12 protein-coding genes and 2 pseudogenes are annotated in these 14,256 nt (G+C 73.7%); 10 read left to right on the top strand and 4 right to left on the bottom strand.

Features of this window, described 5'->3' with window-relative positions; all coding sequences use genetic code 11:
- The first annotated feature begins 74 nt into the window (after positions 1-74).
- Positions 75-984, top strand: a pseudogene (locus tag ACZ5WG_RS04455) (IS5 family transposase).
- On the opposite strand, the gene ACZ5WG_RS04450 reads toward ACZ5WG_RS04455, so the two are convergent.
- Positions 981-1,568, bottom strand: a complete 588-nt coding sequence (locus ACZ5WG_RS04450) for a TetR/AcrR family transcriptional regulator (RefSeq protein ID WP_468720562.1) — start codon at positions 1,566-1,568, stop codon at positions 981-983. The pseudogene ACZ5WG_RS04455 and the gene ACZ5WG_RS04450 sit on opposite strands and share 4 nt — an antisense overlap.
- 98 nt (positions 1,569-1,666) lie before the next feature.
- On the opposite strand from ACZ5WG_RS04450, the gene ACZ5WG_RS04445 reads away from it, so the two are divergent.
- The gene (locus tag ACZ5WG_RS04445; RefSeq protein ID WP_468720561.1) at positions 1,667-2,650 is read left to right on the top strand and encodes an aldo/keto reductase; all 984 of its coding nucleotides are present in this window, start codon (positions 1,667-1,669) and stop codon (positions 2,648-2,650) included.
- Between the two features lie 277 nt (positions 2,651-2,927).
- Positions 2,928-4,067 (top strand): S8 family peptidase, encoded by a 1,140-nt coding sequence (locus ACZ5WG_RS04440; RefSeq protein ID WP_468720560.1) that lies wholly within the window; start codon positions 2,928-2,930, stop codon positions 4,065-4,067.
- Between the two features lie 58 nt (positions 4,068-4,125).
- Here ACZ5WG_RS04440 and ACZ5WG_RS04435 read toward each other — a convergent pair whose 3' ends face one another.
- Positions 4,126-5,541, bottom strand: a complete 1,416-nt coding sequence (locus ACZ5WG_RS04435) for an amidase (protein ID WP_468720559.1) — start codon at positions 5,539-5,541, stop codon at positions 4,126-4,128.
- A 123-nt stretch (positions 5,542-5,664) separates the two neighbouring features.
- On the opposite strand from ACZ5WG_RS04435, the gene ACZ5WG_RS04430 reads away from it, so the two are divergent.
- Both ACZ5WG_RS04430 and ACZ5WG_RS04425 read left to right on the top strand, forming a co-directional pair.
- Positions 5,665-6,267 carry a TetR/AcrR family transcriptional regulator gene (locus ACZ5WG_RS04430; protein WP_468720557.1) on the top strand — a complete coding sequence of 201 codons (603 nt, stop codon included), beginning with the start codon at positions 5,665-5,667 and terminating at the stop codon, positions 6,265-6,267.
- 74 nt (positions 6,268-6,341) lie between these two features.
- Positions 6,342-6,629 (top strand): DUF6225 family protein, encoded by a 288-nt coding sequence (locus ACZ5WG_RS04425; RefSeq protein ID WP_468720555.1) that lies wholly within the window; start codon positions 6,342-6,344, stop codon positions 6,627-6,629.
- Positions 6,630-6,641: 12 nt separating this feature from the next.
- On the opposite strand, the gene ACZ5WG_RS04420 is transcribed toward ACZ5WG_RS04425, so the two are convergent.
- Positions 6,642-7,490 carry an alpha/beta fold hydrolase gene (locus ACZ5WG_RS04420; RefSeq protein WP_468720553.1) on the bottom strand — a complete coding sequence of 283 codons (849 nt, stop codon included), beginning with the start codon at positions 7,488-7,490 and terminating at the stop codon, positions 6,642-6,644.
- Between the two features lie 59 nt (positions 7,491-7,549).
- Between ACZ5WG_RS04420 and ACZ5WG_RS04415 the strand changes: the two genes are divergently transcribed.
- The 5 genes from ACZ5WG_RS04415 to ACZ5WG_RS04395 all read left to right on the top strand — a co-directional run bounded on the left by ACZ5WG_RS04415 (position 7,550) and on the right by ACZ5WG_RS04395 (position 14,099).
- Positions 7,550-8,029: a MarR family winged helix-turn-helix transcriptional regulator gene (locus ACZ5WG_RS04415; RefSeq protein ID WP_468720551.1), complete on the top strand. Its 480-nt coding sequence runs from the start codon at positions 7,550-7,552 to the stop codon at positions 8,027-8,029.
- Between the two features lie 64 nt (positions 8,030-8,093).
- A complete protein-coding gene (locus ACZ5WG_RS04410; RefSeq protein WP_468720549.1) occupies positions 8,094-8,957 on the top strand; it encodes an alpha/beta fold hydrolase in 864 nt (287 codons plus the stop codon).
- A 44-nt stretch (positions 8,958-9,001) separates the two neighbouring features.
- Positions 9,002-10,621 (top strand): glutamate synthase subunit beta, encoded by a 1,620-nt coding sequence (locus ACZ5WG_RS04405; protein WP_468720547.1) that lies wholly within the window; start codon positions 9,002-9,004, stop codon positions 10,619-10,621.
- A gap of 79 nt (positions 10,622-10,700) precedes the next feature.
- Positions 10,701-12,716 carry a prolyl oligopeptidase family serine peptidase gene (locus ACZ5WG_RS04400; RefSeq protein ID WP_468720545.1) on the top strand — a complete coding sequence of 672 codons (2,016 nt, stop codon included), beginning with the start codon at positions 10,701-10,703 and terminating at the stop codon, positions 12,714-12,716.
- A gap of 96 nt (positions 12,717-12,812) precedes the next feature.
- Complete coding sequence (locus ACZ5WG_RS04395) at positions 12,813-14,099, top strand: MFS transporter (RefSeq protein WP_468720543.1); 1,287 nt, start codon at positions 12,813-12,815, stop codon at positions 14,097-14,099.
- Positions 14,100-14,123: 24 nt separating this feature from the next.
- Here ACZ5WG_RS04395 and ACZ5WG_RS04390 read toward each other — a convergent pair.
- A pseudogene (locus ACZ5WG_RS04390) lies at positions 14,124-14,256 on the bottom strand (IS481 family transposase); the annotation flags it as partial.

Genomic DNA, 14,256 nt, shown 5'->3' with positions numbered 1-14,256 from the left:
CGCGGCCGGTGGGCCCTCGGCGGCCGGGCGGCCTTCAGCAGCGGCGGGCCCTGGCGCCGCCGATAATTGATCTTGTGGTGGGTCGTGGTGAGCTGACGGATGCGGCATGGGCGCGGATAGCGCCTCTGCTGCCGGGTGTTGATGGGCGAGGGCGTCCGTGGCGGGATCACCGGCAGGTGATCAACGGGGTGTTGTGGCGGTTGCGGACCGGTGCGCCGTGGCGTGACCTGCCGGAACGCTATGGGCCGTGGCAGACGGTCTATGAGTGGTTCGCCCGCTGGGAGGCGGACGGCACCTGGGCCGACCTGCTCAAGCAGGTCCAGGTCCGGGACGACTCCGTCGGAACCGTGGAGTGGACGGTGTCGGTCGACTCCACGATCCACCGAGCCCACCAGCACGCCGCCGGAGCCCGCAAAAGGGGGCGGCGGCGGGGGACGAACTGGAAGATCCGGCACGCGCGAGGGCTGGCAAGGCGCTCGGTCGGTCCCGCGGTGGGCTGAGCACCAAGGTCCATCTCGCCTGCGATGGCCGCGGCCTGCCCCTGGCGTCGTCGTCACATCCGGCAACGTCAACGATTCCACCGTCTTCGACGCCGTCCCGGAGGGGCTGAGGGTGCCCCGGGCCGGCGCCGGACGACCCCGCCGCAGGCCCGGCGCGGTCATCGCGGACAAGGCGTATGCGTCCCGGGCGATCCGCCAGTCCCTGCGGCGCAGGGGTATCCGGGCGGTGATCGCGGAGCGGGCGGATCAGAAGGCCAACCGCCTGCGGCGCGGACAGACCGGTGGCAGGCCGCCGGCCTTCGACCGAGAGCTCTACAAGGCGCGCAATGTGGTCGAACGCTGCTTCAACCGCCTCAAACAGTTCCGCGCGATCGCCACCCGCTTCGACAAATTCGCCGACCGCTACAAAGCCGGAGTCCACCTCGCCTCACTCATTCTCTGGCTCCGTGCACCCACCCAAGATCATTTGTCAGACAGGCCCTAGGCCGGGTCCCGCGGCGGCGCCGTGATGCGGCGTACGGCCTCGACCACCGCCGCGCGGTGCCGGGCCAGCCGCTCCGGCGCCCAGCCGGTGCCCGAGCCGCCCGCAGCCGGCCCGCCCACTGCGCCGAACCAGGCCTGGGACAGGCCCATCACGAGCGTGAGGACATCCGCGGCGTCCAGCGCGGCGTCGACGCGCCCCGCCTGCTGAGCCTCCTCCACCACCGCGATCTTGCCGCGGTAGGACTCCGCCTCCGTGTCCGTGACGCCGGGCCGCTCCAGCTGCTTCCACACCACGAGCCGCATCAGGGACGGCTGCGCGACGAGGTGGTCGAAGACGGCGCCCGCGTACCCCGGCAGGTCGTCGGCGCTGAACGGGACGGACTCCGAACCCGTCTCCAGCGCCCGACGGAGCACGGCGTCGAAAAGCTGCTCCTTGTTGCCGTAGTAGACGTAGATGAGCCGCTTGTTCGCCTGCGCAGCCTCGGCGATGCGGTCGACCCGCGCGCCGGCGATGCCGTACGCGGCGAATTCGGAGAAGGCCGCGTCGAGCAGGCGTGCCTTGGTCGCGCTGGAATCCCGTGCCATGGGGCGAAGCCTAGCAAGTAACTATCTGGTTATTGACATGCGGCGCGAGCGGGGTGCATAGTCAACCTATCCAGTTAGTTACTTACGGAGGAAGCACCATGGAGATTCGCGCACTGGGCGGTCAGGGACTCGAGGTCGGCGCCGAAGGCCTCGGCCTGATGGGCATGAGCGCCCACTACGGAGCCACCGACGAGACCGAGTCCCTGGCCACCATCGACCGCGCCCTGGAACTGGGCGTCACGCTGCTCGACACGGCCGAGGGCTACGGCCCCTTCCTGAACGAACAGCTCCTCGGCAAGGCGCTGGCCGGCCGCCGCGACGCGGCCGTGATCGCCACGAAGACGGGCGTCGAGTTCACCGACCAGGGCGCGTTCCGCGGCTACAACGGGACCCCCGAGTACATCCGCCGCTCGGCCGACCGCTCCCTGCGCCACCTCGGCACCGACCACATCGACCTGTACTACCTGCACCGCGTCGACCCGAACGTCCCGATCGAGGAGAGCGTCGGGGCCATGGCCGAGCTCGTCTCCGCCGGCAAGGTCCGCCACATCGGCCTGTGCGAGGCCGCGCCCGCCACCATCGCCCGTGCGCACGCCGTGCACCCGCTGGCCGCCGTACAGACCGAGTACAGCCTCTTCGAGCGCGGCATCGAGTACGACGGAGTCCTCGACACCCTGCGCGATCTCGGCATCGGGCTCGTCGCGTACTCGCCGCTCGGCCGCGGCTTCCTGTCGGGCGCGATCACCACCCCGGACGATTTCGCGGCGGACGACTTCCGCCGTACGGACCCCCGCTTCCTGGGCGAGAACTTCGACCGCAACCTGGCCGTCGTCGACCGGGTCCGCCGCCTCGCCGCGGAAAAGGGAGTCACCCCCTCGCAGCTGGCCCTGGCCTGGACCCTGCGCCGGGGCGCGGTGCCGATCCCGGGCACGAAGCGCCGCCGCTACCTGGAGGAGAACATCGCCGCCACCGCGGTGACGATCACGGACGCGGACCTGGCCGCCATCGACGCGGTGGCCCCGCACGGGGTCGTCTCGGGCGACCGCTACGCCCCCGAGCTGATGAAGTCCCTGAACGGGTGAACCTGCGGGGACTGGGATGACGGCGGCCCGGATGCCAGGGGGACCCTCGCCGTCGGGCGGGAGCGTGTCCGTGATCCGGAGTGCTCCCCGCATCCCGCATCCCGCATCCCGGATCCCGCATCCCGCCCACCGGCCGGAGCCCCGGGCCGCTGCAACTGCCGGCCCCGGGGCGGGCCGGTACTGCCGAAACGGAATCGCGCCGGGTGGCAACCGGTGGGGGTGGGGCGGGCGTCTCCGTCCTCGGCGGCGCGGTGCCGCACGGCGACAGGGGTGGGTCATGGGACGCGGGCGCAGCAAAAGGGCGATGCTCGGAGCCGTCGTGGCACTGGCGGCACTGGGCGTTTCGGCGTGTTCCCCGGAGGAGGTGCCCGGGTCGGGCGGTGGTGCGGGGGCCGGCGGCGCATCGCCGTCCGTCGCACCGTCCGGTACGACGGTGCCCACCGGCGTTCCGACGGGCAGTCCCCGGCCGTCCGGTGCGCCGTCGGGCCCGGCAGCGGCGAAGCCCGTCGTCCGCACCGGAGTTCCGTGGAACCTCGACCGCCTCGACCAGCGCACCCGTCCGCTCGACGGGAAGTTCACCTCGCGCGCCGACGGCAACGGCGTGCACGTCTACGTGATCGACACCGGGCTCGACGTCAAGCACGCGGAGTTCGGCGGCCGTGCGGCCCTCGGCGGCGACTTCGTCGGGGATCCGGACGCCGGTGACTGCTTCGACGGCGGCGGACTGGGTCACGGCACGTTCGTCGCGGGCATCATCGGCGGCGCCACGTACGGCGTCGCCCCGAAGGCGGGCATCGTGCGCGTCCAGGGCATCGCGTGCGAGGAAGGCAGTGGCCCGCACACCAAGGACGCCTCCCCGAGCACGGGTACCGCGCCGGAGGACTCCGTCGTCAAGGCGGTGGAATGGGTGACCGCCCACGCCCAGCGCCCGGCCGTGGTGAACATGTCCCTCAACCTCAAGAACCGCTCCACGGCCGTCGACACCGCCGTTCAGCACATGATCGAGGCGGGGATCACCACGGTCGTCGCCGCCGGCAACTTCAACGACGACGCCTGCGGCCACTCCCCGGCCGGCGCCCACGGCGCGATCGTCGTGGCCGCAGCCACCGCCGATGACCGCCACTGGACCGACGGGGGCGGATTCGGCTCCGGGTACGGCCGCTGCGTGGACCTCTACGCCCCCGCCGAGAAGATCACCTCCGCGCTCGCGGGCGGCTCCGCGGCCACCAGTGACGCCACCGCCACCTCGTGGGCCGCCCCGCACGTCACCGGCGTCGCGGCCCTCTACCTCTCCGCACACCCCACCGCGACGCCCGCCCAGGTCCGCACCTGGCTCACCGAGCAGGCCGTACGCGACGTCCTGACCGGCGTCCCGGCCGAGACCCCGAACCGGCTGCTCCACACCGGAGGCCTCTGACACCCCGAACCGGCTGCTCCACACCGGAGGCCTCTGACACCCCGGGCCGGGCCCGGCCTCACCCGCGCGGGTCCAGGGGCGTGAGGACCCCGAGCCGGTCCTCGACCGCCTGCGCGGCGTCCAGGCACAGGTCCTCCCGGAACGCCCGCCCGACGATCTGGACCCCGCACGGCAGCCCGTCGGCCACCCCCGTCGGCACGGCCACGGCCGGCACGCCCACGAAGCTGGTCACGCTGCACAGGCGCATGCCCGCCCCCACCCGGTCGCGGCCCGCCCTGTCACGTGATTCCAGCCCCGGCTCGACCGGCGGCTCGGTGAACACCGGGCCGAGCAACAGGGGGTACTCGTCCAGGAATTCGGCCCATGAGCGGCGGATGTTCAGCCAACTGCCCATCAGCTTCACGAGCTCGTCCGCGCTCGCGGGCGGGGTCTGCTCCATCGCCATCGCGATGTACCGGTCCCCGCCCGGCCCGAGCAGCGTGCGCACCACCGGCCAGCTCGGGGCGAACTCGGTCACGGTGATCCGGCCGTACGCCTCCAGCGCCTCGGCCATGCGCGGTACGTCCGCCACCTCGCGTACGTCGTACCCGGCGTCCCGCAGTGCGCCGGCAGCGGCCTCCACGGCCCCGCGTACCGCCTGGTGGACGCCCTGCCCGCCGGGGTCCGCCACCACGGCGACCTTCACCGGCCCGGGCAGCGGCTCCCCGTAGAGGGGCACCGGTACGGCCCGCGGATCACGCGGATCGGTCCCGGCCAGCACCTCGTACGCCAGTCGCAGGTCTCCCACCGACCGCGCCAGCGGTCCGTCGGTGACGAGCATCTGGGAGGCCGGGCCGGGGTCGTCCGGGCCGAATGCGCGGTGGTCCGCCGGGAACCGGCCCGTGGACGGCTTCAGCCCCGCCACGCCGCAGAACTGGGCCGGGATGCGCACCGATCCGCCCGAGTCGTTGCCGAGCCCGAGCGCCGCCATGCCCGTGGCGACGGCCACCGCATCGCCCCCGCTGCTGCCGCCCGGGGTCCGGCTGCGGTCCCACGGGTTGACCGTGTCGCCGAACAGCTCGCTGCGGGTGTGCATCCCGGCCAGGATCAGGGTCGGTACGTTGCCGTGCCCGATCGGGATGGCTCCCGCCGCGCGCAGCCGCGCAACCGGAGGGGCGTCGGCCGGGGCCACCAGATCGCGGAAGCGTGCGGTGCCGAAGGTGGTCGGCACGCCTTCGACGGCGGTGGTCTCCTTCACCGTGAACGGCACACCCGCGAGCGGCCCCAGCGCCGCACCTTCGGCCCGCAGCCGGTCGGTGTGCGCCGCGGCCGCGCGTGCGCGCTCCGCCAAGAGCTGAGTGACCGCGTTCACCTGCGGGTTGACCTCCGCGATGCGCGCCAGGTGGCTGTCGACCAGCTCCACTGCCGACACGTCCGCGCGGCGCACCGCCTCCGCCTGCGCGGCGGCCGACATCTGCCACAAGGGATCCAGCATGGCGTGAACCCTCTCCCCTCCACGTTCCGATGCAACTGTATCGGAACGATAGCCCGGAACCGATGCGATCGCATCGAATAAACTCGCCCGTACGACAGAGAAGCGGGTGGGAGGGGACCGGGCATGCCCAGGCAGGTGGACCACGAGGGCCGACGCCGCCTCATCGCCGAGGCCGTGTGCAGCCTCGCCGACGAAAGCGGGCTCGAAGGCGTGACCCTGCGCGACGTCGCCGCACGGGCCGAGGTGTCGATGGGCGCCGTGCAGCGGTGCTTCCGCACCAAGGACGAGATGCTCGTCTTCGCCCTCGGGTACGTCGGCGAGCGCATCGGCGAGCGGGTACGGGCCCGGCTCGTCAGGAGCCCGGCCCAGTCGGCCGGCACCGCCCTGGGCCATGCGGCCACCGAGATCTCCCTGCTGCGGGAGGAGCACCGGGCCGAGGCGCGGGTCTGGCTGGCCTTCGTCGCGCAGGCGGCGGTCAGCGAGCCGCTCGCCGGGGCGCTGAAGGCGAACTACGCAGCCCTCCAGGAGTCGTTCACGCGGCTCATCGCGGAGGCGGCGGAAGATGCGGGCCGCGCCGTGCCCCTCGATCCGCAGCGCGAGGCCCGTACCCTCCTCGCCCTCGCGGACGGCCTCACCGCACACGTCCTCATCGGCCACCTCACCCCGTACGAGGCGCAGGACGTCCTCCACGCGCACCTGGGCGGCCTCTGGACGCACTCCGGGTGACGGTCGTCGCGGATGCGGGAAACCCTCCGGCGCGCCGTGACCGCGGTGCACCCTTTGCGCTCTAATGTCACGGCATGGCTGACATGTTCGATCACAATCCGCAGGTGTGGACCGCTGGCCGGCTCCGCGAGGTACTGGCAGCGCTGCCCGACGAGACGCCGATCCACATCGGTGTCGCGGACGGGCCCGGGGACTTCGAGGGCTACGGGGAGTACGTCCTCGTGGACGCCGAGCCGGTGGAGGTGGACCTCGACGGCGAGGGCGAGGCAGAGGCCGGCCGCGGCGGCGAGCCGGGCCCCCGGATCCAGTTCACGCTGTTCGCCGACGCCGCGGCCGGGGCCTACCACCTCGACCTGGACTGACCCCCGGCCGGTTCAAGGCCGGTCGGCGGCCGTGAGGAACTCGGAGATCAGGCGGTTCGTCCGGGCCGGCGCTGCCGTGGGCAGTGCGTAGTGGCTGAGGTGCGGGAGCACCTCGATCCGGGCGTGCGGTACGGCCTCGCGGGCGCGGGCCGCGACCTTCTGCGGATCGTGGGCACCGCTGCGGCCTGCGAGGAGGACCAGCAGCGGGGCGGCGAGCGCCCCGAGGTCCGGGCGGCGGCCGACGATCAGCTTGCGGTCCGTGAAATCCGAGGCCGCCGAAGCGAACAGCCGCTTCCAGCCCGGGTCCGTGTCCGTACCGGCCGTCTCGCGGTCGAGATGGCCGAGCACGCGCGCCGCCGTCGGGCGCACCAGCACGGGCAGTGAGCGCAGCAGGAAACCGGGCCGGTAGCCGGCGAAGCACTGGGTCGGGTCGAGGAGCACCAGCCGGTCGACCCGCTGCGCCGCGTGCAGGGCGTACGTCAGGGCGATCCAGGCACCGTACGAATGGCCCAGCAGGCTGGCGCGCCGGGCGCCGAGGCCGTCGAGGAGCGCGTCCAGCCAGGCCATGAGGTCGGCGGTGGTGCGCAGCGGGCGGCCCGCGCGCACGCTGCGGCCGGCGTCGCCGAGGATGTCGACGGCGAGCACCCGGTGGTGCGCGCCGAGCGCCGCGGCGTTGGCGAACCACACGGCGCCGGTGGAGCCGCCGCCGTGCAGGAGGAGCAGCGGAGCGGCCTCGGCGGGCCCGTACGCATGGACGCGGGTCGTGCCGTACGGGGTCGGAACGTCGATCTCTGCGGTGCCGGCCGGCCAGCGGGCGAGCAGCGCATCGTAAGCGGCGAAGAATCGACGGGATGCGGACACGGTGGCCCCTGGGCATCGTCTCGTTGGCCAATTATCTCGCTCGGCGAGATACTAGCCGAGTGAGCGATGACGACACCCCCGCCATGCGGCTGGTCCACCTCCTGCGGGCGGTCACGGTGGAACTCCACCTGCGCGGCGGCGAGTTCGCCGGGCGCAACGGCCTGCACCCGACCGACCTGCGGGCCCTGATCCGGCTGCTCGACGCCGGCCGCGCGGGTGAGGCCGTCACCCCGGGGCGGCTCGGTGAGGCCCTGAGGCTCAACTCGGCGGGCACCACGGCCCTGCTCGACCGGCTCGAACGGCTGGGCCTGGTCCGCCGCAGTCGCGACGAACGCGACCGGCGCCGGGTGCTGTTGGTGGTGGAGCCGAAGGCGGTCGAGCTCGGCCGGTCCTTCTTCGGCCCGCTCATCGGCGGCCTGGTCGATGCGGCCGAGGACTTCACGCCCGCCGAACTGGACGTCGTGCAGCGCTACTTGGCTGCGGCCCTGCATGCTGCGGTTGCGGCCGCCGGCGCGGAACAGGGCCCCGCCCCCGGGTGAAGACGGCCGGGTGCAGGGGAAACCCGGTTGCCGGGTGCCGCGGGCGCTGACAGGGTCTGGGCCCATGCCTACTTTCACCGCCCCGGACGGAACGCTGCTCGCCTACCACGTCTTCGGGGACGGGCCCCCGCTCGTCTGCCTCCCCGGCGGGCCGATGCGGGACTCCGCCTACCTCGGAGAGCTCGGCGGGCTCTCCGCGCACCGGAAGCTGATCATGCTCGGTCTCCGGGGCACCGGCCGCTCGGAGGTGCCCGCCGACACCGGCTCCTACCGCTGTGACCGGCAGGTCGAGGACGTCGAGGCCCTGCGCGCGCACCTCGGCCTCGACCGGATGGACCTGCTCGCGCACTCGGCCGGCGCGAACCTTGCGGCGCTGTACGCCGGCCGCCACCCGGAGCGCGTCGGCAAGCTCGTCCTGCTCACCCCGAGCGTCATGGCCGTCGGCATCACGATCACCGGCGAGTCCCGGCTCGAGACCGCCCGTCTGCGCCGGGGCGAGCCCTGGTACCCGGACGCGTACGCCGCCCTCGAAGCCGTCGTCGCCGGCCGGGGCACCGCCGACAGCTGGCAGGCGATCGCCCCCTTCCTCCACGGCCGCTGGGACGACGCGGCCCGCGCCTACGACGCCGCCGACGAGGCCCAGAAGAACGCCGAGGCCACGGCCGCCTACGCCGGCGAGGGCGCCTTCGACCCCGACACCACCCGTAAGGCACTCGCGGGGCTCGACGCCCCCGTGCTCGTCCTCGCGGGCGAGTTCGACGTATCGCTGCCGCGGCCCGCCGCCGTCGAGTACGCCGGTCTGTTCCCGCACGCCCGGCTCGTCGTCCAGCCCGGAGCCGGTCACGCCCCGTGGCTCGACGACCCCGAGCGGTTCCTGGCGGCCATCACGGCGTTCCTCGCCACCACGGCAGTCCGGAACCCGGCGTAGCCTGGTCTGACCGCCGTATCCGCCTGTGACCAGGGAGGCGGCGTATGACCGACCCGTACGGCTTCCTCCGGACCCCCCGGAACCCCGTCCCGTCGCGCCCCGCGGACCAGCGGCTCGGCGACTGGCGCGAGGTGCACGCCGGGCAGACGCTGCTGCCCCTGGTGTCCGAGCAGGCGAACCGCTGCATGGACTGCGGCGTCCCCTTCTGCCACGGTGGCTGCCCGCTGGGCAACCTCATCCCCGAGTGGAACGCGTACGCCGCGCACGGTGACTGGCGGGCCGCGGCCGAGCGGCTGCACGCCACCAACAACTTCCCCGAGTTCACCGGCCGGCTCTGCCCGGCACCCTGCGAAGACGCCTGCGTACTGGCCATCAACGCCGACCCGGTGACCATCAAGAACGTCGAGCAGACCATCGCCGACCAGGCCTGGGAGCTCGGTTACACCCCGCCGGCGCCGCCCGGCCGGCTGAGCGGGCAGACCGTCGCCGTCATCGGCTCGGGCCCGGCCGGGCTCGCCACGGCCCAGCAGCTGACCCGGGCCGGGCACACCGTCGTCGTGTACGAGCGGGACGACCGCCTCGGCGGTCTGCTCCGCTACGGCATCCCCGCGTTCAAGATGGAGAAGGCGCACCTGGACCGGCGGATCGCCCAGATGCAGGCCGAGGGCACCGTCTTCCGTACGGACGCGGACATCGGCGGCCGGACATCGGCGGCCGAAATACGACGGCGCCATGACGCGGTCGTCGTCGCCGTCGGGGCCGCGGAGCGCCGGGAGCTGGCCGCGCCGGGCCGCGCGCTGCACGGCATCCACCAGGCCATGGACTACCTGACCTGCGCCAACCGGGTCGGCGAGGGCGATCTGGCAGCGCCCGGGATCACGGCCGAGGGCCGGCACGTGGTGATCGTCGGAGGCGGGGACACCGGCTCGGACTGCCTGGGCACCGCCCTGCGGCAGGGAGCCCTGTCGGTGATCCAGCTCGACATCCGCCCCGAGCCCGGCCCGGAGCGTACCGACGCCGAGCCCTGGCCGCTGGTGCACCCGCAGGTGTACCGGATCTCCCATGCCCACGAGGAGGCGCGCGGACGTCACGGCACCGATCCCCGGGTCTTCTCCAGCGCGACCATGCACTTCGAGGGCGATGCGCAGGGCCGGGTACGCGCCCTGCACCTGACCGCGGTCGAGCCCGCGGGGAGGACGCCCATGCCGGGCACCGAGCGGGTGCTGGAGGCCGGGCTGGTCCTGCTGGCGCTCGGTTTCTCGGGGCCCGAGCGGGCCTGCGGGCTCGGCGAGCAGCTCGGGCTCACCCGGGACGGCCGGGGCAACTTCGCGCGGGACGCGGATTTCGCGGCCCTCGGCGAGCCGGCGCCGTCGCCCCCGGACGGATCCCCGCCGGGCGGGGCAGCCCCGCACGTCAGGACGCCGCCGTGGGCCGAGGCGCCGGCCCCGGGCGTGCCGCCGGCGTGGGGCAAGCCCCCGGAGCGGGCCTCCCGCCGCCGGCCCGACGGGGTCTTCGTGGCGGGCGACGCCGGGCGCGGACAGTCCCTGGTGGTGTGGGCCATCGCGGAGGGCCGGGCGGCCGCCGCGGCCGTGGACCGCTACCTCACCGGCTCGACGGCCCTGCCCGCCCCCGTCGGCGCCCACGACCGTCCGCTGTCGGCATGACGGGCCCCACCACGACCCCGGCGGAGGCCCCTGGCCCGACGCGGCTCCGGGCGGCCCCGCGGGGCTGCACAATCATGGGGTGACTGTTGAAGATCGTTTCCTGTGGCTCGAAGACGTCGAGGGCGAGGCCGCGCTGGCCTGGGTGGAGGAGCGGAACGCGGAGACGGCCGCCGCGCTCACCGGCGACCCGCGCTTCGACGCGCTGCGCGCCGAGCTGCGCGAGGCCCTCGACGACGCCGACCGCATCCCGTACACCGTCCGCCGCGCGGCGCACCTCTACAACTTCTGGCGGGACGCGGACCGCCCGAAGGGCGTGTGGCGGCGTACGACGCTGGAGCAGTACCGCAAGGACGACCCCGCCTGGGAGGTGCTCCTCGACATCGACGCCCTCGCCGCGCAGGAGGGCGAGGAGTGGGTGTGGGCCGGCGCCCGGGTGCGCCACCCCGACTACCGGCGGGCACTGGTCCAGCTGTCCCGGGACGGCTCCGACGCCGTCGTGGTCCGCGAGTTCGACCTCGAGGACCGCGCCTTCGTCGACGGCGGCTTCGAGGTCGCGGAGGCGAAGACCCGGATCGGCTGGATCGACGAGGACACCGTCTTCCTCGGCACCGACTTCGGACCGGGCTCGCTGACCGCCTCCGGCTATCCCCGTACGGTCCGCCGCTGGCGCAGGGGCACCGCCCCGGCGGACGCCGAACTCGTCTTCGAAGCCGAGGCCGGGGACGTGTCCGCCTCCGGATGGCACGACGCGACCCCCGGCTACGAGCGCGACTTCGTCTCCCGCTCCACCGACTTCTTCCACGACGAGCTCCACCTCCTCGCCGACGGCGACCGGCTCGTCAGGATCGACGTGCCGGACGACGCCGGGAAGTACGCGTACCGGCAGTGGCTGATCGTCACCCCGAAGACCCCGTGGCTGGGGCATCCGGCCGGCTCGCTCCTCGCCTTCGGCTTCGAGGCGTTCCTCGCCGGGGACCGCACCGCGCACGTGCTGTTCGCGCCGGACGAGCGCACCGCGCTGGCCGGGCACAGCTGGACCCGCCACCACCTGATCCTGGAGACGCTCGCCGACGTCGCGACCCGCATCGAGGTCCTCACCCCCGGCCCGGACGGCTGGAGCCGCCGGCCGCTGGCGGACGTGCCGGCGCTGTCCTCGGCGACCGTCACCGACACCGACCCGGACGTCGGCGACGAGTACTTCCTCAACGTCGACGGCTTCCTGCAGCCCTCCACGCTCACGTACGGGCACATCGGCGCCGACACCGAGCCGCTCAAGCAGGCCCCCGCCCGCTTCGACGCCCGCGGCCTGTCGGTCCGGCAGTTCTTCGCGACCTCCGCCGACGGCACGCAGGTCCCGTACTTCGTCGTCGGCCCGGCCGGCCGGGACCGGCCGGGGCCCGCGCTGCTCTACGGGTACGGCGGCTTCCGGGACCAGCAGACCCCGTACTACAGCCCGCTCACCGGCCGCGCCTGGCTGGCCCGCGGCGGTACGTACGCGGTCGCCAACATCCGCGGCGGCGCCGAGTACGGCCCCGCCTGGCACCGGGCCGCCCTCGGCGCGAACCGGGTACGGGCCTTCGAGGACTTCGCCGCCGTCGCCGCCGACCTCACCGCCCGGGGCATCACCACCCCCGGGCAGCTCGGCATCACCGGCGCCAGCAACGGCGGCCTGCTCATGGGCGCCATGCTCGTCGGCTATCCGGAGCTGTTCGGCGCGGTCGTCGCCAAGGTGCCCCTGCTCGACATGCTCCGCTACCACCGGCTGCTCGCCGGGGCGTCCTGGGTCGCCGAGTACGGGGACCCCGACAGCGAGGCCGACCGGCCCCACCTCGAAGCCCTCTCCCCGTACCACAACCTGTCCGCGGACCGGCCGTACCCGCCCCTGCTCCTGATGACCTCCACCCGCGACGACCGCGTCCACCCGGGCCACGCCCGCAAGACGGCCGCCCGGCTGCGGGAACTGGGCCACCGGGTGCTGTTCCACGAGAACACCGGCGGCGGTCACGGCGGAGCCAGCGACAACGAACAGGCCGCCGCCAACCACGCGCTCGCGTACACCTTCCTGTGGCAGCACCTGGGAACCGGAACGACGTGACGTGATGCGACGGGCCCGGGCCCGGGCCCGGGCCCGGGCCCGGGCCCGGGAAAATCCGTTGCCCGGGCGCGAGCGGGTCACGCACGATGATCCGTTGTGAGTACCACCCGTTCGTCCCGCTTGCTTCCCGACCTCGCCCCGTGGCGTTCCAGCCGCGATTTCCGTCTGCTCTTCTTCCAGGGCGCCGTCACGTTCTTCACGTCCTTCATGGCGATGATCGCCCTCCCCCTCCAGATCAAGCACCTGACGGACTCGCCGCTCGCGGTCGGCGCGATGGGAGCGGTGGAGCTCGTCCCGCTGGTGGTCTTCGGCCTGTACGGCGGGGCCCTCGCCGACGCGATCGACCGGCGCCGGATGATCCTGCTGAGCGAGGCCGGTCTGGGGGTGCTGGCCCTCGTCCTGCTCGTGAACGCCCTGCTGCCGAACCCACTGCTGTGGCCGCTGTACGTGGTCGCGGCCGGCGTATCGGCACTGGCCGGGCTGCAGCGTCCGGCCCTGGACTCGATGATGGCGCGGATCGTGCCGCACGAGCAGCAGACCGCGGCCGCCGCGCTCAACGCGCTGCGCTACCAGATCGGCGCGATCGCCGGACCGGCGCTCGCCGGACTGGTCGTCGCCTACGCCGGCTATCCGGCGGCCTACGCCGTCACCGTCTGCGGCTTCGTGCTGTCCGTCGTGCTGTGCACCCGGCTGACCCCGGCGCCGCCGTCGCCCGGCGCTGAACGGCCGTCGCTGCGCGGGATCGCCGAGGGGGCGCGCTACGCGTGGAGCCGGCCGGTGCTGCTGGGCACGTACGCGGTGGACCTCGCGGCGATGTTCTTCGCCTTCCCGAACACGATCTTCCCCTTCCTCGCGGACGAGCTCGACGCGGTGTGGGCGCTGGGCCTGATGTACTCCGCGGGCGCCGTGGGCTCCCTGGTGCTCGGGATGACCAGCGGCTGGACCTCGCGGGTGCGGCGGCACGGCCTCTTCGTGGTGTTCGGAGCCGTGGTCTGGGGCGCGGCGATCGCGGGGGCCGGCTGGTTCACCGACATCTGGGTCGTGCTGGCCTGCCTTGCGGTGGCCGGAGCCGGCGACATGCTGAGCGGCCTGGGCCGGGCGACGATCTGGAACCAGACCATCCCCGAGGAGCTGCGCGGGCGGCTGGCCGGCATCGAGGTGCTGTCGTACAGCGTGGGCCCGCAGCTGGGCCAGGTCCGCGCCGGCAGCGTGGCGGGCTGGACGGGCACCCGGCCGGCGTTCTGGAGCGGCGGCCTGATGTGCGTGGCGGCGGTGGCGGCCCTGTCCGTACTGCTGCCGAAGCTGGTGACGTACGACGCGGACACGGACGAGGACGCGCTGCGGCGCCGCGAAGCGAAGCGCGCGGACCAGCTGGCGGCCTGAGCCAGGCCGCCGCCGCCGGCCGGGCTAGCTGTATTGCCCAGTGAGGTTGGGGACGCGGCTGACGGGTGGTTTGCCTGCGAGCGCGGTGTGTCCGCGGTGGTGATTGTAGGTGTGGAGCCAGCTGGGGAAGGCGTCGCGTCGTTCCTGTTCTGAGCGG

The sequence above is a fragment of the Streptomyces sp. NPDC032745 genome (assembly GCF_055579465.1).
Note: the sequence above shows the minus strand (reverse complement) of the source record. Positions and strands in the feature narration are given on the sequence as shown.

Bases quoted from the DNA above. Each gene is read 5' to 3' on its own strand.
- ACZ5WG_RS04450 (WP_468720562.1), bottom strand. From the start codon at position 1,568: ATGGCACGGGATTCCAGCGCGACCAAGGCACGCCTGCTCGACGCGGCC.
- ACZ5WG_RS04445 (WP_468720561.1), top strand. From the start codon at position 1,667: ATGGAGATTCGCGCACTGGGCGGTCAGGGACTCGAGGTCGGCGCCGAA.
- ACZ5WG_RS04440 (WP_468720560.1), top strand. From the start codon at position 2,928: ATGGGACGCGGGCGCAGCAAAAGGGCGATGCTCGGAGCCGTCGTGGCA.
- ACZ5WG_RS04435 (WP_468720559.1), bottom strand. From the start codon at position 5,541: ATGCTGGATCCCTTGTGGCAGATGTCGGCCGCCGCGCAGGCGGAGGCG.
- ACZ5WG_RS04430 (WP_468720557.1), top strand. From the start codon at position 5,665: ATGCCCAGGCAGGTGGACCACGAGGGCCGACGCCGCCTCATCGCCGAG.
- ACZ5WG_RS04425 (WP_468720555.1), top strand. From the start codon at position 6,342: ATGGCTGACATGTTCGATCACAATCCGCAGGTGTGGACCGCTGGCCGG.
- ACZ5WG_RS04410 (WP_468720549.1), top strand. From the start codon at position 8,094: ATGCCTACTTTCACCGCCCCGGACGGAACGCTGCTCGCCTACCACGTC.
- ACZ5WG_RS04405 (WP_468720547.1), top strand. From the start codon at position 9,002: ATGACCGACCCGTACGGCTTCCTCCGGACCCCCCGGAACCCCGTCCCG.